This is a genomic window from Floccifex sp. (assembly GCF_051873495.1).
Lineage (GTDB): Bacteria > Bacillota_I > Bacilli_A > Erysipelotrichales > Erysipelotrichaceae > Floccifex.
In genome coordinates, this window is record NZ_JBJEEX010000131.1 from 1 (window position 1) to 23,272 (window position 23,272).

General features: G+C 31.9%; 28 protein-coding genes. 23 read left to right on the forward strand and 5 right to left on the reverse strand.

The window, feature by feature from the left end; translation table 11 throughout:
* A partial coding sequence (locus ACI313_RS08615) for a hypothetical protein (RefSeq protein WP_439755780.1) occupies positions 1-356 on the forward strand: 356 nt, incomplete at its 5' end.
* 91 nt (positions 357-447) lie between these two features.
* On the opposite strand, the gene ACI313_RS08620 is transcribed toward ACI313_RS08615, so the two are convergent.
* Positions 448-1,803: an MATE family efflux transporter gene (locus tag ACI313_RS08620; RefSeq protein ID WP_320607808.1), complete on the reverse strand. Its 1,356-nt coding sequence runs from the start codon at positions 1,801-1,803 to the stop codon at positions 448-450.
* A gap of 147 nt (positions 1,804-1,950) precedes the next feature.
* Here ACI313_RS08620 and ACI313_RS08625 point away from each other — a divergent pair, with 147 nt between their 5' ends.
* From ACI313_RS08625 to ACI313_RS08700, 16 genes are all read left to right on the forward strand, one after another.
* Positions 1,951-2,175 (forward strand): acyl carrier protein, encoded by a 225-nt coding sequence (locus ACI313_RS08625; RefSeq protein WP_439755781.1) that lies wholly within the window; start codon positions 1,951-1,953, stop codon positions 2,173-2,175.
* 9 nt (positions 2,176-2,184) lie between these two features.
* Positions 2,185-2,580: an acetyl-CoA carboxylase biotin carboxyl carrier protein gene (locus ACI313_RS08630; protein WP_439755782.1), complete on the forward strand. Its 396-nt coding sequence runs from the start codon at positions 2,185-2,187 to the stop codon at positions 2,578-2,580.
* A 1-nt stretch (position 2,581) separates the two neighbouring features.
* Complete coding sequence (locus tag ACI313_RS08635; RefSeq protein ID WP_439755783.1) at positions 2,582-3,952, forward strand: acetyl-CoA carboxylase biotin carboxylase subunit; 1,371 nt, start codon at positions 2,582-2,584, stop codon at positions 3,950-3,952.
* Positions 3,930-4,772 carry an acetyl-CoA carboxylase, carboxyltransferase subunit beta gene (gene accD / locus ACI313_RS08640; RefSeq protein WP_439755784.1) on the forward strand — a complete coding sequence of 281 codons (843 nt, stop codon included), beginning with the start codon at positions 3,930-3,932 and terminating at the stop codon, positions 4,770-4,772. Before ACI313_RS08635 ends, accD begins: the two co-directional genes overlap by 23 nt.
* A complete protein-coding gene (locus ACI313_RS08645) occupies positions 4,769-5,662 on the forward strand; it encodes an acetyl-CoA carboxylase carboxyltransferase subunit alpha (protein ID WP_439755785.1) in 894 nt (297 codons plus the stop codon). Before accD ends, ACI313_RS08645 begins: the two co-directional genes overlap by 4 nt.
* Positions 5,650-6,585, forward strand: a complete 936-nt coding sequence (locus tag ACI313_RS08650; protein WP_439755786.1) for a beta-ketoacyl-ACP synthase III — start codon at positions 5,650-5,652, stop codon at positions 6,583-6,585. The genes ACI313_RS08645 and ACI313_RS08650 overlap by 13 nt, the downstream gene beginning before the upstream one ends.
* Positions 6,582-7,526, forward strand: a complete 945-nt coding sequence (locus ACI313_RS08655; RefSeq protein ID WP_439755787.1) for a nitronate monooxygenase — start codon at positions 6,582-6,584, stop codon at positions 7,524-7,526. The genes ACI313_RS08650 and ACI313_RS08655 overlap by 4 nt, the downstream gene beginning before the upstream one ends.
* Positions 7,510-8,562, forward strand: a complete 1,053-nt coding sequence (locus ACI313_RS08660; protein ID WP_439755788.1) for an NAD(P)H-dependent flavin oxidoreductase — start codon at positions 7,510-7,512, stop codon at positions 8,560-8,562. The genes ACI313_RS08655 and ACI313_RS08660 overlap by 17 nt, the downstream gene beginning before the upstream one ends.
* On the forward strand, positions 8,559-9,464 hold the full coding sequence (fabD, locus tag ACI313_RS08665) for an ACP S-malonyltransferase (RefSeq protein WP_439755789.1): 906 nt from the start codon (positions 8,559-8,561) through the stop codon (positions 9,462-9,464). Before ACI313_RS08660 ends, fabD begins: the two co-directional genes overlap by 4 nt.
* Positions 9,457-10,185: a 3-oxoacyl-[acyl-carrier-protein] reductase gene (gene fabG, locus ACI313_RS08670; RefSeq protein ID WP_439755790.1), complete on the forward strand. Its 729-nt coding sequence runs from the start codon at positions 9,457-9,459 to the stop codon at positions 10,183-10,185. Before fabD ends, fabG begins: the two co-directional genes overlap by 8 nt.
* A 9-nt stretch (positions 10,186-10,194) precedes the next feature.
* Positions 10,195-11,442, forward strand: coding sequence for a beta-ketoacyl-ACP synthase II (fabF, locus tag ACI313_RS08675; RefSeq protein ID WP_439755791.1), 1,248 nt, complete (start codon positions 10,195-10,197; stop codon positions 11,440-11,442).
* Positions 11,432-11,857, forward strand: coding sequence for a 3-hydroxyacyl-ACP dehydratase FabZ (gene fabZ, locus ACI313_RS08680; RefSeq protein WP_439755792.1), 426 nt, complete (start codon positions 11,432-11,434; stop codon positions 11,855-11,857). The genes fabF and fabZ overlap by 11 nt, the downstream gene beginning before the upstream one ends.
* Before the next feature lies 1 nt (position 11,858).
* Positions 11,859-12,185, forward strand: coding sequence for a holo-ACP synthase (acpS, locus tag ACI313_RS08685; RefSeq protein ID WP_439755793.1), 327 nt, complete (start codon positions 11,859-11,861; stop codon positions 12,183-12,185).
* A complete protein-coding gene (locus tag ACI313_RS08690; RefSeq protein ID WP_439755794.1) occupies positions 12,182-12,847 on the forward strand; it encodes a lysophospholipid acyltransferase family protein in 666 nt (221 codons plus the stop codon). The genes acpS and ACI313_RS08690 overlap by 4 nt, the downstream gene beginning before the upstream one ends.
* A 77-nt stretch (positions 12,848-12,924) precedes the next feature.
* Positions 12,925-13,350 (forward strand): MarR family winged helix-turn-helix transcriptional regulator, encoded by a 426-nt coding sequence (locus ACI313_RS08695; protein ID WP_439755795.1) that lies wholly within the window; start codon positions 12,925-12,927, stop codon positions 13,348-13,350.
* Positions 13,347-14,177, forward strand: coding sequence for a DegV family protein (locus ACI313_RS08700; RefSeq protein WP_320607810.1), 831 nt, complete (start codon positions 13,347-13,349; stop codon positions 14,175-14,177). The genes ACI313_RS08695 and ACI313_RS08700 overlap by 4 nt, the downstream gene beginning before the upstream one ends.
* A gap of 18 nt (positions 14,178-14,195) precedes the next feature.
* Here ACI313_RS08700 and ACI313_RS08705 read toward each other — a convergent pair whose 3' ends face one another.
* Both ACI313_RS08705 and rsmD read right to left on the reverse strand, forming a co-directional pair.
* Entirely contained in the window at positions 14,196-15,032 is an 837-nt protein-coding gene (locus tag ACI313_RS08705) for a YitT family protein (RefSeq protein WP_439755796.1), read from the reverse strand.
* Positions 15,019-15,603: a 16S rRNA (guanine(966)-N(2))-methyltransferase RsmD gene (rsmD, locus tag ACI313_RS08710; protein ID WP_439755797.1), complete on the reverse strand. Its 585-nt coding sequence runs from the start codon at positions 15,601-15,603 to the stop codon at positions 15,019-15,021. The genes ACI313_RS08705 and rsmD overlap by 14 nt, the downstream gene beginning before the upstream one ends.
* 146 nt (positions 15,604-15,749) lie before the next feature.
* Between rsmD and nagB the strand changes: the two genes are divergently transcribed.
* The 3 genes from nagB (at position 15,750) to ACI313_RS08725 (ending at position 17,623) form a co-directional block, all read left to right on the forward strand.
* Positions 15,750-16,481, forward strand: a complete 732-nt coding sequence (nagB, locus tag ACI313_RS08715) for a glucosamine-6-phosphate deaminase (RefSeq protein ID WP_439755798.1) — start codon at positions 15,750-15,752, stop codon at positions 16,479-16,481.
* A 104-nt stretch (positions 16,482-16,585) separates the two neighbouring features.
* Entirely contained in the window at positions 16,586-17,101 is a 516-nt protein-coding gene (locus tag ACI313_RS08720; RefSeq protein WP_439755799.1) for a hypothetical protein, read from the forward strand.
* 141 nt (positions 17,102-17,242) lie between these two features.
* Positions 17,243-17,623 carry a hypothetical protein gene (locus ACI313_RS08725; RefSeq protein ID WP_320607815.1) on the forward strand — a complete coding sequence of 127 codons (381 nt, stop codon included), beginning with the start codon at positions 17,243-17,245 and terminating at the stop codon, positions 17,621-17,623.
* An 8-nt stretch (positions 17,624-17,631) separates the two neighbouring features.
* On the opposite strand, the gene ACI313_RS08730 is transcribed toward ACI313_RS08725, so the two are convergent.
* Both ACI313_RS08730 and ACI313_RS08735 read right to left on the reverse strand, forming a co-directional pair.
* The gene (locus tag ACI313_RS08730) at positions 17,632-18,438 is read right to left on the reverse strand and encodes a Cof-type HAD-IIB family hydrolase (RefSeq protein ID WP_320607816.1); all 807 of its coding nucleotides are present in this window, start codon (positions 18,436-18,438) and stop codon (positions 17,632-17,634) included.
* Positions 18,435-19,580 (reverse strand): alanyl-tRNA editing protein, encoded by a 1,146-nt coding sequence (locus ACI313_RS08735; RefSeq protein ID WP_439755800.1) that lies wholly within the window; start codon positions 19,578-19,580, stop codon positions 18,435-18,437. Before ACI313_RS08735 ends, ACI313_RS08730 begins: the two co-directional genes overlap by 4 nt.
* Before the next feature lie 24 nt (positions 19,581-19,604).
* Between ACI313_RS08735 and ACI313_RS08740 the strand changes: the two genes are divergently transcribed.
* From ACI313_RS08740 to ACI313_RS08750, 3 genes are read left to right on the forward strand one after another with little or no spacing between them, the layout of a single operon-like run.
* Positions 19,605-20,483 (forward strand): leucine-rich repeat protein, encoded by an 879-nt coding sequence (locus ACI313_RS08740; RefSeq protein ID WP_320607818.1) that lies wholly within the window; start codon positions 19,605-19,607, stop codon positions 20,481-20,483.
* Entirely contained in the window at positions 20,480-21,796 is a 1,317-nt protein-coding gene (locus tag ACI313_RS08745) for a vWA domain-containing protein (protein ID WP_320607819.1), read from the forward strand. Before ACI313_RS08740 ends, ACI313_RS08745 begins: the two co-directional genes overlap by 4 nt.
* On the forward strand, positions 21,771-23,222 hold the full coding sequence (locus tag ACI313_RS08750) for an ATP-binding protein (RefSeq protein ID WP_439755801.1): 1,452 nt from the start codon (positions 21,771-21,773) through the stop codon (positions 23,220-23,222). The genes ACI313_RS08745 and ACI313_RS08750 overlap by 26 nt, the downstream gene beginning before the upstream one ends.
* The last annotated feature ends 50 nt before the right edge of the window (positions 23,223-23,272 follow it).

Sequence of the window (23,272 nt, forward strand, 5' to 3'; positions counted from 1 at the left end):
ATCGTAAAATAATCTATGTTGTATTACTAATATTGTTTCTATTTGTTGGTTTCTTTATTGGCTATCAAATAAAAGATAGTGATGAAATGTATAGTGAAACAGTTGTTCAATTAGATAATGGTACCTATAAAACTAATGATCCTGCTTTAGTCTTAACAATTGAATCTTCTTATTTTATTCTCTATGAAGGAAATGAAATAATAGATGAAGGAAAGGTTGTTTATAATGAGAATAATACATTTACATTAAATGAATATTATCTTTATGCCATTGATCGTAATCATCTGATATTATTTGATAAAAATCACTTCATCCCATTTGAAAAACTGTCTACCGCCATTGTGAAATATGAATAATGTCAAATAGTATCCGCTAGTTGGTTTGCGGGATATAAAAGGCGAATATACAAAAAAGGGAACAGCATATTAATATACGCTGTTCTCTTTTTTACGATATCGATTTCATAATCTTTTTAAAGTTAAAATAGAATAAAGTAGCTGTCATACTAACGGCTATAAAATCCGCAATGGGTTCGGCTAAGAATACCGCAAATACTTTATTTTCTAAGATACAAGGTAAAATGAAAATCAAAGGAATTAAGACAATGATTTTTCTAAAGATAGCTAAGAAAATAGAGATTTTGGCATTGCCAAAGGCAATAAATGTTTGTTGGCAAGAAATTTGGATTCCCATTAATAAAACGGTCGCCATATAAATACGAATAGCCCATGTAGATATTTCAAGTAAAGCAGCATCATTAGTAAAAATTTGAATAAATAAACTAGGAAACAATTGTACCATTCCCCAAATTAAAGTGGAATAAGCTACACAAGATAAAGTCTGTAATTTAAACGCTTCTTTAATACGACTTCCATTTTGGGCTCCATAATTATAAGAAATAATAGGTTGACCACCTTGGGTAATTCCTTGAAGTGGCATCATACAAAACTGCATGATGGAAGATAAAATAGTCATAGCTCCTAATGCCAAGTCGCCTCCAAAACGAGAAAGCTGCATATTGAAACAAAGTGTTAATAAACTTTCGGTAGACTGCATAATAAATGGGGAAATCCCTAGTGCTAAGCTTGGAAGTAATAAACTAAAATCAATTTTGAAGTTTTCTTTTCTTAATTTTAAAATCGTTTTATCTCCAAATAAGAAACGAATGACCCAAATCGCACTGATGGCCTGAGATAAAACCGTTGCCAATGCAGCACCAGATACCCCTAAGTTAAATCCGAAAATTAAAATAGGATCTAAGATAATATTACTAATAGCGCCAATGCATACGGTCATCATACTAATTTTAGAAAACCCTTGGGTTGAAATAAAGGCATTCATTCCTAATGTCATTTGTACAAATATAGTACCCAAAGCATATATTTTTAAATACGAACTGGCATAGGGAAGGGTATTATCACTAGCTTGAAATAAACGAAGCAAGGGTTCATTAAATAGTAATAAAACACCTGTTAATAGTAAGGAAATAAAAACTAAAGACACAAAACAATTTCCCATTATCTTTTCAGCACTTTTATTGTCTTGTTTTCCCATAAAAATACTAGCTCGAGGAGCTCCTCCCATTCCGACTAAAGAGGCAAACGCCGATACAATCATAATTAATGGGAAACAAACACCCACTCCTGTTAAAGCTAAAGAACCAACATTTTCAATGTGTCCAATATACATACGATCCACCATATTATAAAGGGCATTCACTAATTGTGATAGAATCGCAGGTATCGCAAGTGTTAATAATAAAGTACTGACTTTATCATTTCTTAAATCAACTTCTTTTTTCATAATTCTCCTTAAATTTAAAAATAGAACAAAAGATATTATACTCTCAAAAATAAAAAAATAAATATTTTGACTATCAAACTATTTACTTTGAAAGTTAAAGTGTTATAATAAATCTACTTTGATATTCAAAGTAACGGAGGAAAACTTATGTTAGAAAAAATTAAAGATGTATTAGTAGATGCGATTAATGTAGATAGAGATTTAATTAAACCAGAAGCCAATTTAAACGATGACTTAGACATTGATTCATTGGCAGCTGTAGAATTAGCTCTTGAATTAGAAACAGAATTTGATATTCGTATTGAAGATGAAGAATTATCAAATTTAAAAACAGTACAAGACATTATGGACTTAATTGCTTCTAAACAATAGAGGTTTGATATGGATACAGAAAAAATAAAAGAAATTATGAAACTCTTTGAACAAAGTAGTATTTCCAGTATGGATGTACAAGACAAAGATTTCAAAATAAAACTTGAAAAAAACGCCATTCCTGTATCAATTTCCCAAGAAGTAGAAACCAAACCAGTTGAAAAAGAAAAGAAAACTTTAAATTCTCCTTTAGTAGGAACATTCTATGCATCCAATCAACCTGGACAAGAACCACTTGTAAAGATTGGACAACACATTCATTCCGGTGATGTGATTTGTATCATTGAAGCCATGAAAGTAATGAATGAATTAAAAGCCGATAAAGAGGGTGTAATCACTGAGATATTAGTTCAAGATGGACAAATGGTGGAATACGATCAAGCACTGTTTGTACTAGGAGAATAAAATGATTCAAAAAATTTTGATTGCCAATCGGGGTGAAATCGCCGTTCGCATTATTCGTGCCTGTAAAGAAATGAACATTCAAAGCGTTGCCGTTTATTCAACAGCAGACGCGCAAGCTTTGCACGTTCAATTAGCCAATGAAGCTATATGCATTGGCTCAGCCAAGGCCACAGAAAGCTACTTAAATATGAACAACATCATAGAAGCAGCTTTATTAACCAAATGCGATGCGATTCATCCCGGCTTTGGTTTTTTATCCGAAAACAGTGAATTTGCTCGTCTTGTACAAGAAAATGGCTTGATTTTTATTGGACCGGATGCTGGTATTATTGAAAAAATGGGAAATAAAACAGAAGCTAGAAAAACTATGAAAGCACTTGGCATTCCCGTTGTTCAAGGATGTGATGAGGCCATTGATATTGATTCGGCTTATCAATTAGCGAATGAAATCGGTTATCCTATTATGATTAAAGCTGTCAATGGTGGAGGCGGAAAAGGAATGCGCATTGTTCAAAACAAAGAAGACTTTATACCTTTATTTGAACAAGCCAGACAAGAATCAAAGGCATGTTTTGATAGCGATGAAATGTATATTGAAAAATATATCCAAAATCCAAAACACATTGAAGTACAAGTTGCTTGTGATCACTTTAAAAATGCGATTCATTTGTATGAACGTGATTGCTCCTTTCAAATACGCAATCAAAAAATGATTGAAGAAGCTCCTTGTTTTATATTAGATCAAAATGTACGAGAAAAAATGTGTAACGATGCCATTAAAGCGTGTTTGGCCGTTGGCTATGATTCCATTGGAACCGTGGAATTCTTACTTGATAAAGATGGATCGTATTACTTTATGGAAATGAATACTCGTATTCAAGTCGAACACCCGATTACGGAAACCATTACTGGAATTGATTTAGTGAAGCTACAAATACGAATTGCGAATCACTTGCCCTTGTCTATAACTCAAGAAGACATTTCTTGTGATGGATATGCCATGGAATGTCGCATTAATGCCCAAGATATTCATTCCCAACTACAACCAAGTTGTGGAACCATTAAATTCTTAAATTTACCAGGAGGAAAAGACATTCGTATTGATGGTGCCATTTATTCAGGATTAACAATCACACCGTATTATGATGCGATGCTTGTGAAGATTATTGCCCATGGCAAAACAAGACTCGAATGCATTAAGAAAATGAGAATGGCTTTAGAAGAATTTATTTTAGATGGCATTGAAACCAATGAAGAATTTCATTATGTAGTGCTACATCAAAAGAAATTTATTGAAGGATGCTACGATACATCCTTTGCCTCTACTTGTTTAAAGGAGCTCATAGAAAATGAATCAATTTCAAATTCGTAAAGAACAACTTGTTTTATTTCATCAAAATCGAAAAAGAAAACAAGAAACGAAAGAAAAATTTGAACCATGTCCCAAATGTCATACGCCTATTTCTTATAAAACTTTAAAACTGAATAAATATGTATGCCCACAATGTAATCATCACTTTCAAGTAGGGGCTATGCAACGAATTCATCAAATATGCGATGACTTTAAAGAAATTGATAAAGACTACATCACTAAAAATATCGAAAACTTTCCCGAATACGATAAAAAATTAGAAAATGCCCAACAAACAAGTCATTTAAATGAATCAGTGGTATGTGGAATTGGAACGATACATAAAATACGCGTAGCCATTGGTGTTATGGATGCCAAATTCATGATGGGAAGTATGGGACAAGTAACCGGTGAAAAAATAACTCGTTTGATTGAACTGGCAACCAAAAAGAAATTACCTTTAATTCTTTTTTGTGCAAGTGGTGGTGCTCGCATGCAAGAAGGAATTCTATCACTCGTGCAAATGGCCAAAACAAGTGCGGCTTTAAAGAAATTTAATAACGAAGGACTTTTATATATTTCCGTATTAACGAATCCTACAACCGGTGGAGTATCTGCTAGTTTTGCGATGTTAGGTGACATTATCTTAGCCGAACCTGATTGTTTAGTAGGCTTTGCGGGAAAACGTGTCATAGAAAATACAATTAAAGAACAATTACCTGATAACTTTCAAAAAGCAGAGTTTGTCTTAGAAAAAGGGTTTATTGATAAAATCGTGAATCGTAAAGACATGAAAGAAACACTATATACGATTTTAAAACTACATGGAGAATCATTATGAATCAACAAAGAATTCAAAGCTTAGAAGCTAAAAAAAGAGAATTAAAGAAAAGCGATACACTATATCAATCCATTGAGGAAGAACTCAATACTTTGATTCATAACCATAAACAGGACATGGATACTTGGAATCGTGTACAAATTGCCAGAAATTCCCAAAGAAAAAAAGCCCAAGACTATATTCCTATATTGTTTAAAGACTTTATGGAATTCCATGGCGATCGTAAATATGGAGATGATGCTTCTATTATTGGTGGAATTGCCTCGTTTCATGATATTCCTGTCACAATCATTGCTCAATCCAAAGGAAAAGACATGAATGAAAATATTAAAAAGAATTTTGGTATGACATCTCCAGAAGGATACCGAAAAGCGATTCGTTTAGCTTCACAAGCAGAAAAATTTCATCGACCTATTATTAATTTTGTTGATACATCAGGTGCTTATCCTGGTAAAGGAGCTGAACAAAGAGGACAAGCCCAAGCTATCGCCGAGTGTCTTTATACATTTTCAGATTTAAAAGTACCGATTATTAGTGTTGTCTTATCGGAAGGAGGAAGTGGAGGTGCCTTAGCTTTAAGTGTAGCCGATCGCATTGTCATGTTTGAAAATGCGGTTTATTCCATTTTAAGTCCCGAAGGATTTGCCAGTATTTTATGGAAAGATGAATGTCGTGCCAAAGAAGCAAGTGAAGTCATGAAAATGACGAGTTTTGATTTATATGAAAAAGGAATTATTGATCATATCTTTTTTGAACAAGATGAAATAAAATCATTGGATTCTTATATTTTCAATGAATTAAAACAACTTAGAAAATTAAAACCAGAACAATTAATTCAAAAACGATATGAAAAATATCGTCATATGGGGGTTCCAACATGGAAAATGTAAAAATAATAGGATGTGGATATGCCCAGTTAAATAAAAAAGTTAAAAATACCGATTTAGAAAAAGTAGTTGATACATCCGATGAGTGGATTCAACAACGAACAGGAATTCAATCACGATATATCAATGAAAGTCAAAGCACTGCTCAAATTGCCTATCAAGCAAGTATAGCAGCGATTCAAAACGCTCAAATTGATGTTCAAGACATCGATTGTATTATTTTGGCAAGTACAACACCCGATCAAATCACGCCTTCAACGGCATGCATTGTACAAGAAAAATTAGGACTCAACCAAAGTCAATGTACAGCCTTTGATATTAATGCCGCTTGTTCCGGTTTTGTGTATGCTCTAACGATTGCGAAAAATTTATTAGAAGACTATGACACGATTTTAGTCATTGGAGCTGAAACACTATCTCGCATTGTGGATTGGAACGATCGCAATACATGTGTGTTATTTGGAGATGGAGCCGGGGCTTGTATTGTAAGGAAATCAGAAAAAGGAAAGATGATTTCTTATACGAAAAGTAAAGGAGACATTCATCACACACTTCATTGTGATTTTGATAAGAAACTAGAAATGAATGGCAAAGAAGTGTTTCGTTATGCCATTGAAGCAATGCCTACTGCCATTGAACAAGTCTTAAAAAAAGCACATGTTTCAATATCAGACATTGACTTAATTATTCCTCATCAAGCCAATATTCGTATTCTTCAACACGTATCTAAAAAAATGAATATTAGCTTAGATCGCTTTTTTATTAATTTAAATGAATTTGGAAATACATCAAGTGCCAGTATTGCCATTGCCTTAGCCCAGGCCAAGGAACAAGGAAAACTAAAAGAAGGTTCTAAAATTGTTTTAACGGGCTTTGGTTCTGGTTTTACCAGTGGTGCTTTATATATAGAATGGACAAACGTATGACATTAAATCAATTATTAAATATTAAATATCCCATTATCCAAGGTGCAATGGCCAATATTGCCACAGCTCAATTTGCGGCAGCTGTATCCAATTGTGGAGCATTAGGAATTATTGGAACCGGTTCTATGAATGTTGATCAAGCACGACAAGCCATTCATGAGTGTCGTCAATTAACGGATAAACCCTTTGGTGTCAATGTGATGATGATGAATCCACAAACCAAAGAAATCATGGAAATGCTTGCGACTGAACACGTAGCTGTAGTCACAACCGGAGCAGGAAATCCAGGTGTATATGTGCCAATGTTAAAAGAAAGTGGAGCTAAAGTAATTCCCGTCGTGGCAAGTGTTGCCTTGGCAAAACGATTAGAAAAAAGTGGTGTGGATGCTTTGATTGTAGAAGGAACAGAAGCAGGAGGCCATGTATCGGAACAAACTACCATGACATTACTTCCACAAGTTGTCGATGCCGTAAATATTCCTGTTATTGCGGCTGGTGGAATCGGTGATGGAAGAGGCATGTATGCTGCATTGTCTTTAGGAGCTATTGGTGTACAAGTGGGTACTTGTTTATTGGCAAGTGTTGAATGTCCTATCCATGATAACTATAAACAAGCCGTTATAAAGGCAAAAGACACAGATACAGTAGTAACAGGAAAAAGTTTAAATTCTCCAGTTCGTATTTTAAAAAATCCAATGGCAAGAAGTTATTTAAAACTAGAAAAAGAAGCTGCCAATCGAGAAGAATTAGAAAAACTAACACTTGGTGGTTTAAGAAGAGCTGTTTTTGATGGAGACATGAAAACAGGGTCGGTTATGATGGGACAAATTGCCGGGTTAATTTCAGAAATTCAACCATTAGAAGTCATCTTTGAAAATATGATGACAACTTGTTATCAAACTCATGAAAGAATGAAGGAATTATATGAAAATCAGAGATAAACAACTAACAATTCCTATTATTCAAGGGGGAATGGGAGTAGGTGTCTCACTTTCTAATTTGGCAGGATCGGTAATGAAAGAAGGAGCCATGGGATGTATTAGTGCAGCACATCCTGGCTATCTTGATGAAGATTTTGAATCCAATAGTGTACAAGCCAATAAAAAAGCTATTCACTATCATGCACAAAAAGCTAGAAAAATATCACAGGGAAAAGGACTATTGGCAATAAACATCATGGTTGCGAGTCGTGATTATGAAACCTATGTCAAAGAAAGCATTGAAGCAGGTTATGATGCCATTATTTCAGGAGCTGGACTTCCTTTATCACTTCCAGAATACACTAAAGACAGTGATATTTTAATAGCGCCAATTGTATCCAGTGGAAAAGCGTGTCGTCTAATTCTAAAGAGTTGGGATAGTCATTATCAAAAGTGTCCTGATTTTATTGTGATTGAATCATCAAAAGCTGGAGGACACTTAGGTTTTAAATTAAAAGATTTAGAAAATAATACATGTCAATCATTGGAACAGATTCTTTGTGATGTTTTAGAAGAAATAAAACCCTATGAACAAAAATATCAATATAAAATCCCAGTATTTGTAGCAGGAGGAATTTATACATCCAATGATATTAAACATTATATGGAATTGGGCGCTAGTGGAGCTCAACTAGGTACACGCTTTATTGCCACATACGAATGTGATGCCAGTGATACATTCAAACAAATGATTATCAATTCAACAAAAGAAGAAATTGTATTTGTGAAAAGTCCAGCTGGTTTTCCAGGAAGAGCGATTTTAAATGAATATATGAAATCAATTAAAGAACAACCCAATCAAAGTATAAAAAACTGTAAAGCGTGTTTAAAATCATGTAAACCCAATGATACTCCATATTGTATTACAAATGCCTTAATTGAAGCGGTAAAAGGAAATGTGGAAAAAGGTTTATTTTTTACAGGAGAAAATGGATGTCGTGTTGATAAATTGATGAGTGTACATGAATTAATGGAAGAATTGAAGGAGAGTCTATGAAAGTAGCAATTTTATTTGCCGGGCAAGGAAGTCAATATGTATCAATGGGAAAAGATTTCTATGATACGTATCGTGTTAGTAAAAATGTATTTGATTCCATTAATATGGATTTTGATGTGAAAGATGTATGTTTTAATGGACCAGAAGAAAAATTAAACAATACAGCTTATACCCAAAGTTGTATCTTAGCTTGTTCCATGGCTATTTATGAAGCTATCAAAGAACAAGGAATTCAACCAGATTTTGTAGCAGGATTATCTTTAGGCGAATATAGTGCATTATGTGCATCTAATGTGTATTCCCTACAAGATGCCTTAGAAATTGTTCGTAAACGAGGGCTTATTATGGCAAATGCTTTACAAGCCAATACATCTAAAATGGTAGCTATCTTAAATGCGAAATTAGAAGATATCAAAGTTTGTTGCCAACAAACAGGTTGTGCCATTGCCAATTATAATGCACCTAATCAAATTGTGATTAGTGGATTAAATGAAGTTGTTGATCAAACAATGGATTTATTAAAAGAAAAAGGCGTAAGAAGAATGGTTCCTTTAAAAGTAAGTGGCGCTTTCCATAGTCCTTTATTAGAACAAGCATCACTTGAATTAAAGGAAGTCTTGAAACAATATCCAATGCATTCCCAACAAATTCCCGTGGTTTTTAATGTCACAGGAAAAGAAGAAAAAGAAAGTATTGATTTATTAACGAAACAAATTAAAAGCAGTGTTTTATTTTATCAATCTATTGAATATATGATAAATCAAGGTGTGGATACATTTATTGAAGTAGGACCTGGACACGCTTTAAGTGGATTGGTAAAAAAGACGAATAAAGAAGTAAAGGTTTATTCAATTTCAAGTTGTGAAGATTTGAAACAAATGATGGAGGATATGCATGAATAAAAATGTATTCGTAACGGGTTCTTCAAGTGGGATTGGCAAAGCAATTGCGATTTGTTTTGCCAAGGCAGGATATGATGTCATAGTTCACTATAATGGAAATGAACAAGCAGGGTTAGATACTTTAAATCAAGTAAAACAATATAGTTCAAATTCGATTTTAGTAAAAGGAAATGTTGCCAACAATAATGAAGTAGAAGAACTGTTTAATATCATCAAAAATCACTATGGACATTTAGATGCATTAATTAATAACTCAGGAATTACTAAAGATAACTTATTGTTACGAATGAGTGAGAAAGAATTTATGGATGTCATTGATGTGAATTGTAAAGGAACGTTCCTTTGTTCTAAACAAGCTACTCGTTTAATGATGAAAAAGAAACAAGGAGTCATTATCAATATGGCATCGGTTGTGGGAATCAGTGGAAATGCTGGACAAACCAATTATGCGACAAGTAAAGCAGGAATTATTGGATTCACAAAATCATTGGCTAAAGAATTGGGATCTCGTAATATTCGTGTCAATGCCATTGCTCCTGGTTTTATTCAAACGAAAATGACAGAAAACTTATCCGATTCTATAAAAGAAGAAATGTTGAAACAAATTCCCCTTCATCGTTTTGGGAAGGTAGAAGAAGTAGCTCAATGTGCTTTATTTTTAGCTGAAGCAGAATATATAAGTGGACAAGTCATTCAAGTTGATGGTGGAATGTTGATGTAGGAGAAAACAATGAAAAGAAGAGTTGTGATTACTGGACTAGGTGCTATTAGTCCGATTGGAAATAGTGTAGAAGAACTTTGGACTTCCATTGAACAAGGAAAATGTGGAATTGATACAATTACGCATTTTGATACAACGGATTATAAAGTGAAATTGGCAGCAGAAGTTAAAAATCTAGATATGGAAGCTTATTTTCCGAAACGTGATTTAAAATTTAATGATCGTTTCACCCAATTCGCAAGAATTGCTTCTAAACAAGCGATTCTTGATAGTCAATTGGACTTAGAACAAGAAGATTTAGAGAAAATGGGTGTATTAATTGCTTCGGGAATCGGTGGAATTGAAACCATTGAAAAATGCCAAGACACTTTAAATGAAAGAGGACCATCACGTGTTTCTCCTTACTTTATTCCCATGTCTTTAATTAATTTAGCAAGCGGATCGGTTGCGATTGATACGGGGGCAAAAGGATATTGTTCTAGTGTCGTATCGGCTTGTGCAGCGGGATCCAATGCCATTGGAGATGCGTTTAAACGCATCCAAAATGGATATGAAGACATTATGATTGCCGGAGGATCGGAAGCAAGTATTACACCACTTGCCATTGCAGGTTTTCAATCTATGCGTGCACTACACACAGGAGAAGATAAAAACCGTGCTTCGATTCCATTTGATAAAAATCGCTCTGGTTTTGTGATGGGAGAAGGTGCTGGTATTTTAATTCTAGAAGAATATGAACACGCTAAGAAAAGAAAAGCCCATATTTATGCGGAAATTGTAGGCTATGGAATCACTTGTGATGCTCATCATATTACCGCTCCCTGTAGTGATGGGAAACAAGGAGCAAGAGCTATGGAATTAGCGATGAAAGATGCTTGTATTAAACCAAGTGATATTCAATATATCAATGCCCATGGAACAAGTACTTCGTTAAACGATTCAACAGAGACAAAAGCTGTAAAAGAAGCATTTAAAGAACATGCTTATAATGTGATGATGTCATCCACAAAATCGAATACAGGACATTTATTAGGAGCTTCTGGTGCCATTGAAGCCATCATTTGTTGTAAAGCATTAGAACATAACTTAGTACCAGCTACGATTCATTATCAAGAAAAAGATGAACAATGTGATTTAGATATTGTAGCCAATGAAAACCGTCATTGTGATTTAACTTATGTGATGAGTAATTCATTAGGTTTTGGAGGACACAATGTATCATTAATTTTTAAGAAAGGAGAAAACAATGATTTATAATTCCAATCAAATTCAAGACATTATTCCTCATCGTTATCCTTTTTTATTAGTGGATCGAATTGAACAAATGGATGAAACAACGATTACGGGAATTAAATGTGTTACTGCCAATGAAATGACATTTATGGGCCATTTTCCTGAAAAACACGTAATGCCTGGGGTCTTAATTGTAGAAGCTTTAGCACAAACAGGTGCCGTTTTACTTCTTTCAAAAGAAGAAAACAAAGGTAAGATTGCCTATTTTGCGGGAATCAATAAAATGCGTTTTAAAAGACAAGTCATTCCAGGTGATGTATTAGAACTTAAAGTTGAATTTACTAATTCTAGAGCTGGTATTTATTTTGCCAATGTACAAGCTAAAGTGGAAGGAAACATTGTCGCAACTGGAGAAATTCTTTGTGGTTTAGGTGATTAGTATGATTGTTGGAATTGGATGTGACATTGTACAACTTTCCCGTATTAAAGATCCAATATCTTTGGCAAATCGTATTTTATCAAATAAAGAATTAGTACAGTTTCATCAACTTCATGGACACAGGCAATTAGAGTTTCTAGCAGGTCACTTTGCCGTTAAAGAAGCGTTAGTTAAGGCCATGGACATTCCTTGTTTAATAACTGATTTTGAAATTGAATATGAAAATAATAAGCCTGTGGTGTATTTCAAAGGATATCGAATTTTCGTTTCGATATCCCATGAAAAAGAATATGCCATCGCCAATGCCATAGTGGAAAGGATTCTATGAAAATTATTCCTATTTTAAAGTGTATTTCTTATTTTCCATATTTAATGATAAAAGGAAGACAAGGAAAAGAAAAATCAATTGAGGAAAACTATCAAATTGTTCATACGTATTCCAATAAAATCTTAAAAAGAATGGGATATCATTTATCCATTCACGGAATTGAAAATATCAACGAACGAGGCATGTATTTTGTTTGTAATCATCAAGGAACTCTAGATCCAGTTTTAATTTGTGCGGCTAGTCCAACACCGATTTCGTTTATCTCTAAAAAAGAAAATGAAAATATTCCAATTTTAGGTTTATGGGCAACAAATATTGGAACCATTCATTTTGATCGTAAAACCAAAGAAGGAAATATTCACATGCTTAGACAAGCTATGCGATATTTAAAAGATAAGAAAAATGTTTTGATTTTTCCTGAAGGGACGCGCTCTAAATCGAATCAAATGAATCCATTTAAAGATAAGGCATTTCAACCGGCCATCATGGCAAAAGCCAAGATTGTTCCTGTTTGTATTCAAGGCGCATATTGCCTAGATGAAAATTACGATAGTAAGGAATTAGAAATTTATTTTGATAAGCCCATTTCCTATGAACAGTATAAAAATATGACAAGAGAAGAATTAAGTGATTTTGTGAAAAGACAAATACAAAGTCATTAATTCTTTTTTTTTTATAATTTATATTGACTTTCAAAGTATTTTATAATATAGTTCACAAAGTGAACTAAGGAGGAGTTATGGAACTATCAGAAAAGTTGATTGAAACATGGAATACGATTTCTTATATATTAAAACCCGAGCGTTTATTTCGTAATTTATCGTACAATGAACAAACGATTTGTTCGCTTTTATATCGGGCTCAAAAAGAAATGACGGCTACGGATTTAATTGAACAAACTTCTTTATTAAAGTCACAGATGAATAAAATTATGAATAGCCTTGAACAAAAAGATGTGATTCAAAGAATTCGTAGTGAAGAGGACAAACGTAAGATTGTCGTGGAACTAACAGATTATGGAAAAGAAATATATCGTAAAGAACATCAAAGTGTATTAGAAATTTCTAATCATATTATTGAACAATTAGGAACTAAAAAAAGTGAACAGCTAATTTCTTTAATGGAAGAAGCATTAGATATCATTGAAAAAGGAGACAAAAAATGATTCGTATTATAACTGATTCAGGGTGTGATATTTCCCAAGCTAAAGCGAAAGAAAAAGGAATTGTGGTTTTACCATTGACAACAATTATCGATAACCAAGAATATCGTGATGGAATTGATATTATGTCAAACGAATTTTATGATAAATTAGTGAATAGTAACGTTACACCAAGTACATCTCAAGTAAGTCCAGGAGCTTTTTTAGATGCGTTTGAACAATATAAAGACGATGATATTTTATGTATCACAATTTCATCAAAGTTATCGGGATGTTTTCAATCCGCTTGTTTGGCAGCTAAGGAATTTGACAATGTCAAAGTCATTGATAGTCAATTGGTTTCTTTGGCTTCTCATATTTTTATTGAATTGGCTGTATCGTATGTAGAACAAGGATTGGATATCGATACGATTGTATCAAAACTAGAACAAGATAAATTAAAGTGTAGAGCCTTTGCGTACTTTGATACATTAGAGTATTTAAAACGGGGAGGAAGAATTTCAGCCACAACGGCAACGGCTGGAACTTTATTAAATATTAAACCAATCGCAACTCTTCAAAATGGTGTTTTAGATATGTTGGGAAAAGTCAGAGGTGTTAAAAAAGCGGGGTCATTTGTGGTAGATAAAATTAAGGAAAAGGGAAATATCGATACAAGTCGTCCTGTAATTGTTGCGTATTCGGGTAACGATGAACAAATTGCCTTAAATTTTATTGAAAAAAATAAAGAAACATTGGGATTAGATACAGTAGAAATTATGCAGATTGGACCTACAATTGGTACTCATGCAGGTCCTGGTGCGGTTGCGATTAGTTATTTTGAACAATAAAAAAAATATAGAGTCATTCTATATTTTTTTTGGTTTATAGCTAATTTCATTGACTTTATATACTGTGATAAACGCTTCTGGATCAAATTGTTCAATGAATTTCATAAGTTTTTGATATTCAGCTTTATTCACAATGACAATAATTTCTTGTCTTTTTTCCATTTTATAAGCACCATAGGCTTCATAAATCGTTGCTCCACTTTTTAAATCATTTAAGATAAAGTTACGAATGTCATCAATTTTATTGGATACAATACAAATTCTTCTTTTTAAGTCTTGTTCAAAGATGAATTGATCTAAGATAATTCCATTCAAATATGTTCCTAATATACTTAATACCACGGTTTTACCATCATAGGCTAAACAACTAGATAGGGCAATCAACATGCCAGAATAGGTCATAGCTTTTCCTAAATCTAGGCGTAAGTATTTATTTAATATTTTGGCAACAATGTCTAATCCCCCACTAGATGCGTTCATATTAAATAAAATACATTGTCCAATACTAACCACAAACACATAGGCAGCAGCATCTAAAATAGGATCATTAGTAATGGATTGAAAATCTGGAAATAAGATTTCAAATACTTTTAATAATGCGGGTAATAAAATAGAGGCATAGATTGTTTTTCCTCCAAATTCATTTCCAATTAAAATAAATCCTAATACAAGTAAGGCAACATTTAATATCATAGTGATATCAGATACTGCCAAGGGAATAAAGTTTGATAATACAATCGCAAAACCAGAAATGGAACTAATTGCGGCATGGCTTGGAATCAAAAAGAAATATACAGCTACAGCAGTAATACTAATTCCAATAGTTATTACAATAAAATCTTTAATTTTTTTCATTTTCTACTTCCTTAATTTCTTCTAATTCATAAAAATGAACCATGGAAATACCATATTTCTTTTGTTTGGTTTTAACTAAATGATTAAAACGATTGGGCATTTCTTTTTCTTTTTTGGTACGGATGGCCAAGATTCCATCATTTTTTAATAAATTTGTTTTAGAAATAGCTTCCATAACAGGAATAAAGATTTCATCAACGGTATATGGAGGGTCCATATAAATAATATCAAATGATTCTTTTTTTGAATCAAGATAATTAAAAGCTTGAAAGACATCTTCTTTTAATACTTTATAATTTGAATCAAAATGACAAGCTTTTAGATTTTGATGGATGATTTTATTGGCTTCATTGTCATTATCAATAAATACCGTGTAACTGGCATTGCGACTAATGGCTTCAATTCCCATGCTTCCACTTCCCGCAAAACAATCTAAAAAACGAGCTCCATTGATTCTAAATTGCCAACTTGAAAATAAGGCTTCTTTTATTTGATCAGTAACAGGTCTAGTATGCATACCAGCAGGGGCTACTAATTTTTTTCCTCGTGCTTTTCCTGAAATAACGCGCATAGACTTCCTCCTTGTGCATCCTTTATTATACCGAAAATTGTGGATAAAAAAACAAGCAGATATCTATATTTTTGAAAATAAAGAAAAAAACGTGTAAAAAAAATAAGATGTGTTATTATGAATATGCAAATTAATAGGAGGTTTATATGTTAAAAGTTATACGTGCACGTGACTACAAAGATATGTCAAGAAAGGCTGCCAATATTATTTCGGCACAAGTCATTTTAAAAAATGATTCTGTTTTAGGATTGGCAACAGGTTCAACACCAATTGGAATTTATAATACTTTAGCTCATTGGTGTGACAAAGGAGACTTAGATTTTTCACAAGTTAAAACAGTAAACTTGGATGAATATGTTGGTCTTGATGGAACACATGATCAAAGTTATCGTTATTTCATGAATAAAAATTTATTCAATCGTGTAAATATTGATATCAACAACACAAATGTACCAAATGGTAAAGCTGAAAATGCTGAAGAAGAATGTGAAAGATATCATAATGTGATTGAATCAATGGGTGGAATTGATCTTCAATTATTAGGAATCGGAAACAATGGACACATTGGATTCAATGAACCAAGTGATGTATTTGAAGAAAAAGTACATAAAGTAGAATTAACAGAAAGTACAATTCAAGCAAACTCACGTTTATTTGATTCAATTGATGATGTTCCTAGATTTGCCTACACAATGGGAATTGGTGAAATCATGAGCGCAAAACACATCTTAATCGTAGCTTCTGGTAAAGCTAAAGCACCAATCATCAAAGAATTAATCGAAGGACCTGTAACTCCACAAGTACCTGCTTCTATCTTAAAGTTCCATGGAAATGTGACTTTAATTGCTGATGAAGAAGCTTTAAGTTTAGTTAAATAATTCAAAAATGCCTCTTATGTAAGAGGTGTTTTTTTTGGTAGAATGTCGTTAGATGATAATTTAGAAAGGAATTTAAATTGATTATTACAGTAGATGAATCATAGATGAGATTGTTTAGTTTATCTTGTTTTAAAATTTTATTTGAACAAGAGGAGTATGAAATAATTGTGAATAATCATATTGAAGTGTATCAATATGAAGTATATAGAAAAGAATTAGGTACATTAAAATATATAGATATGATGCCTATTACACTTGAAGAATTTAGAAAGTTCTATTTTTATGATGAACAGGCAACAAATCGTAAAATTATTGATGAACGGATTATCGCTAAAATAGCTAGCTCATTAAACTTTATTGAAAATATAAAAATACAAGTGTCACCTATATCTTGTTTTCGTATAATTTTAAATACTAATGAATACTATATTTTTTTACATAAAACGGATAAAAAATCATTTAAATATGAAATCTATCAGAAAAAAATAAATACATTGAAGTATACTAACACAATATTTGTTCCACTTAAAATGATCAGAAACTATTATTTTGGTGATGAAAACGAGACAAATTATCAAATAATAGATGAAATAGTTATGCCTCAATTAAATATAAAATAAAAGTTTTTAATATGAATGATTTTTAAAATTAAAGTTTATATTAATAAGTATTGTAAAAAAATAAATTATTATATTATGAAATTAGAGATAGAATCATTAGCTATCATTTATGATAAATAAATTAGAAATTGAGGTGATACTATGACAGACAAACTTATTACTTATGATAGCGTAATCTTTGATAAAGAAAATAAGACAATGGAAATAATAAATGGAACAGTGGGTGTGTATCCTTATACCGAAATAATAGAATGTAAGATATTAAATGAACTAGCTAAGTATAAAGGAAAAGAAGAACCGTTTACTCATATTCTATATGGAGGAAGAGTTCAGGGACGTTGTTTTAATGAAAAAGGATTCTATGTAGGATTAAAAGTCACATTGAAAGATGGAACAGTTTTAGCTATCTATACATCTACTAAACCTGTTTATGCAGGCAATGACTTTCAACGGCATGATTATAAAGAAGCTGAAACAATTAAAAAGCTAATTGATAAGATCATAAATAAATACCAGGGATAGCCCTGGTATTATTGTTTTATGATTTCTAATGCTTCTATGACACCATTGTGATCGTTGTCACTTACAATATAGTTTGCACATTGTTTAACTCGATCTTTGCCATTATTCATCGCAAAAGAACAATGAGCTATTTCAAACATAGAGATGTCATTATAACTATCTCCAATCGCATAAATATCATTTTTATTGATATTAAGAATTTGACACAGCTTAGTTAAGCCTATGCCTTTATTCACATTCTTAGCTGTGATTTCTAGGGCACTATTTTCGGCATACGTTAAAGCTAAGTCAAAATTAGATAAAGCTTTAATTGAGATGTCTCTATCTTTTTTAGACGTATGATACATATTTATTTTTTGAATTGGTTTTTCATGATTAGAATAATAATCTTCAATATTAGGGATTAAAGTACCAATTTGTTCATACAAAGGCTTATACGCTAACATGCCATATTTATCTACTTGTTGTACTTTATCTAATTCTAAAACACATTCATAATCTAAAATATGAAGCATACAATCTGTTAAATGACTCACTTCAAATATCTTTTTTACTAAAGAAACCGGAATGCTATTTTCATATAAAACTTTTTGTTCTTTTAAATCATACACAAAAGCTCCATTAGTGACGATGACATAACGAATAAAGGGTAAATGTTCATATATTTCACTTAATTCTTTAATGCATCTTCCGGTACAAATCACAATTTCAATTCCTTGTTCATAAGCTTTTTTTACTTCTGTGATGGTTTCTTTTGAAATCGTTTTATCCGATTGAAGTAAAGTCCCGTCCATATCAATCGCAACTAATTTCATAGCTTTAGTACCTCTAAAATTTGTTCTTTACTTGCTTGAATACTACCTTGGATGGCATCTTTTTTACCTCCACCTTTGACAATAAATTGTTCTTTTAATTTCTTTAAATAAATAGTGGCATCATTATGACTAAATAAAATAAAACGATAACTATCTTTATCTTTCACAAATACAGCGGCATAGTCATCTACAAATTCATGTAGCTTTGATACAAAATATTTTTGCGTATTCATATCCATGTCTTCTTCAAAATAAATTAGATGATTTGTCTTATCAATAGATGAAAGAATTTGATTGACTTGTGCTTTTTTGAAAGTAGAAAGCTGTTGTTTTAAACGAATCTGTTCCTCATATAAACGAGAAACGGCTTTATCAATTTCATTGGCAGGTGCTTTTAATAAACTAGAAATCATTTGTGCTTCTTTGAATTTAATTTGATAATCCTTTAACGCTTTATTTCCGCAAATAAAATAGAAACGTGTGCCTCTTTTAAATTTCATTGTTTTAATGATTTTAAATAAATGAATTTCACTTGTCTTTTGTACATGGGGAGCACAACAAGCACATGTATCAATATCTCCAATTTGTACAATACGAATTGCTTCTTTGATTTCTTTTTTAGCACGATAATTGATTTCATTAATATTATCGGGATACCAACAATGAATCTCCAAGTTTTGATGAATTACTTCATTAACTTTATTTTCAATGTCTTCAATTTCATCAGGTGTAAAAGTTCGATCATAATCCGCAGTAATTTCTTCATTTCCTAAATGAAAACCAACATTGTTTCCTTGAAAATAATGATGAATAATTCCAGATAAAATGTGTTCTGCAGAATGATGCTGCATATTAAAATATCGATGATTAAAATCAATGACACCTGTTACTTCTCCATTTAAAGGAGAAGTAGTATAGTGATGAATCACTTGATCTTTTATTTGAACATCAATGACCTCAATGTCATTTAAAGTTCCTAAATCACAGGTTTGTCCTCCTTCTTCGGGAAAGAAACAAGTTTGATCTAATATGATATCGTATTTGTCTTCATATTTTGTACAGTTTAAAACATTTGCGTTAAACGTTGTTTGATACGCATTTAAGTCATATAGTTTTGTGGTCATAAGAATTTCCTTTTTCATATTTCATAGTCTATAATGTGATTCATGAAATATCAAATATATTATCACGAAATTAATGACTACATACGAATTGAAAAGATGATAGGACAAAGTCCTGTTGTCGTTGTGCCAAGTCATATAAATGAAAAAGAAGTAAAAGAAATTGGAAAGTATTGTTTCTCAAAAGATGTGGATTATACAAAATATCAACACACGAACCAAATTGAAAATGGAACAACACTTTCATTAAATTATATTGAAGAAGTGATTTTACCTTCTACCATTCAAAGCATTCAAGCTTGTGCCTTTTATAATTGTAAGAACTTAAGAAAAATAAAATGTGAAAGTACCATTGAATTAGCTAGTGACGTGTTTATGAATTGTACATCACTCACTGAAATAGAAGTTCCTTCTTTTAATGAAGCCAAGCCTTTATTGAAACAAATATCATGGTCTGTATTAGTAAAGTGTGCACAAGGTTCTTTATTCTTTCCAGAATACTATGAAGTATATAACGAAATAGGACCGGCTCATATTTTTGGTATCAATATTGAAGGAGAAGGCTATCGCATGCGTCAAAGCTTTGATTCAAGTGGCTTTCGGATTGATGAATACGATCAATGTTTTAATAAACTAAGTGTAGAAGAAAAAGAAGAAGTAGTATGTAAAGTTGTGTATTATCGCATGTTGATAGAATCAAAAGAAATATATGAAACATATTTGCTTCAACATCAAAAGACATTTTCGAAATTGTTGACAAAAGATACAATAGATTATTTTAGTTCTTACTTAGACATTGAAACATTAGATTTTATTATTGAACGGGCAACAAAGTTGAAAGATAGTGAATTTGTGACAAAATGTATAGCGATAAAAAGAAAGAAACATAAGAAAAAGACTTATGACTTTGAGGATTTTATATGAAACATGTACAGACACAAACAGAATGGGAAATCAGTGTGTCCTATGAAATCTTTTCTTTTATTAAAAGTGAATTGTATTTAGATATGCCTTTTATGGCACTTCCTTTAAATACATTAAACCCCTATCCTAAAGAAAATATAATGACCTTTCAAACGGATGGAGAAATCATTTATTTTTCTTGTGAACAATTAATGCGTTTATTTCAACGAAATCCTCTATATTTAAATCGTGCCTATTTACATAGTGTTCTTCATTGTGTTTTTAATCATTTGTGGATTAAACAAAATAGAAACCAGGATCTTTGGAACTTGGCATGTGATATTTGTGTGGAATATACCATTGATCACATGGAAAAGAAAAGTGTAAAACGTATTTTATCGTATCTTAGAAAAAAGACATATGAAACATTAGAATCAGAATATGGACTATCCGCTTCTAATATTTATATGTTTCTATTAAATCAAGATAATTTAATGGCTCTGCAACAAGAGTTTGTGTGTGATGACCATGCCCTATGGCCTAAAAACGCTGAAGAAGCGATGCAACCAAGAAATCAGATGCTTCAAAAACAATGGTCACAAATTAGTAGTCAATCTAAATTATCCCAAGAACAAGGCGATGAACAAGGACAAGGGGAACAACTTTATTCTTCGTTAGTAAAGGCAAGTAAATCACAACGTAGTTATAAAGAGTTTTTAAGAAAGTTTGCGATTCAAAAGGAAGAAGTTCATCTAGATGAAGATGAATTTGATTTGTCTTATTATACTTATGGTTTATCCATTTATAAAAATATGCCTTTAATTGAACCATTGGAAACCAAAGAAATGAGAAAAATTCAAGAATTTGTGATTGTATTAGATACATCGTATTCCACAAGTGGAACTCTTGTGGAAAATTTTTTAAAGGAAACATATACGATATTATCACAATCGAATTCGTTTTTTAGTAAAAGTAAAATTCATATTATTCAATGTGATGATCGCATCCAAAACTATAAATTGATTTCAAATCAAAAAGAAATGGAAGACTATTTATCAAATTTTGAAATTAAAGGAGGAAACGGAACAGATTTTCGTCCTGCTTTTGAATATATTAACCAACTCATTGAAAATGGAAAATGTAAAGAATTATCGGGAATGATTTATTTTACCGATGGACAAGGAATCTATCCGAAAAAAAGACCTGATTATCGATGTGCTTTTCTGTTTTTAGATGATTTTGATGAAACAAAAGTTCCAAGTTGGGCTATGCGCCTGAAAGTGGACTATATGGAATTAGGAGAACAACATGAATATCAAACAAGCAAAAGATGAAATTAAACATACGGTCCAAGCGTATTTAAAAAAAGATGAATTTGGTTCCTATGTTTTACCCATTACAAGTCAGCGTCCCATTTTATTAATTGGACCACCAGGAATTGGAAAAACACAAATTATGGAACAAATTGCCAAGGAATGTGGGATTGGATTAGTCAGTTATACGATTACTCATCATACTCGTCAAAGTGCAGTAGGACTTCCTTTTATATCCAAACAAGAATTTGAAGGAAAAGAATACGCAGTTACCGAGTACACAATGAGTGAAATCATTGCCAGTGTGTATCAAAAAATGAAAGATACCAATAAATCAGAAGGAATTTTATTTATTGATGAAATCAATTGTGTATCGGAAACACTTGCGCCCACTATGTTACAATTCCTACAAGGAAAAACATTTGGGAATCAAGCAATTCCACAGGGATGGATTATTGTAGGAGCTGGAAATCCAAGTGAATACAATAAATCTGTACGTGAATTTGATATGGTTACTTTAGATCGTATTCGCTATTTGAATGTGGAACAAGACTACGGTGTCTGGAAAGAATATGCCATTAACCATGGGATTCATCCTTGTATCTTGTCTTATCTAGATTTAAAACCAAATCGTTTCTACCAGGTTGTCAATGATATTGATGGACTTCAGTTTGTGACGACAAGAGGTTGGTCGGATTTATCGGATTTAATGAAGATGTATGAATCCTTAAATATTGAAATTACCCAAGACATTATTTATGAATACATTCATTTTGAAGACATTGCCGAGGATATGATGGCTTATTATCTTTTATATAAAAAATATCACGATGACTATGGGATTGAAGATATTTTAAATGGTAAGATTACTTCTAGTCACTATGCACGTGTATTCAATGCTTCTTTTGATGAAAGACTAGCAGTTGTGAATTTATTATTGGATGGAATCACAAAAAGAGTAAATACTTATTTTGATTTACGTAATCAAGTGGATAGTTGGTATGAAATGTTACGAATTTATCATAGTAATCCCACTAAAGAGTATTATGAACAACTGCTTCATGATGAATTGATGAATAATAAAATGAATTATGAACAAGACTTAATTTCTAAAAATGAATTTAATAAAAAGAATCAAAGCATTCAAAATCGAAAAGTAATCTTTGATGGAGAGAATTGTTTTGAATGTGTTAAAACACAATTTAATAAATTAAAAGAAAAAATGGAACAAATTGAACAAGAAACAATTTCTTCTATGGAATCTTGTTTTGAATTTATGGGCGGAGCCTTTGAATCTGGACAAGAAATGGTTATTTTTGTGACTAGTTTATCAATGAATTCCAATTGCGCTTTATTTTTATCAGAAAATGAAATAGAAGCCTATGATCAATATAAAAAAGAACTATTAATTGGTACAAGACGAAGAGAATTATTAGACATTTGGTAATCTAAAATAGTGCGTGGTTTATAAAAAATGGCTCTGAAGTTTTGCGTGGT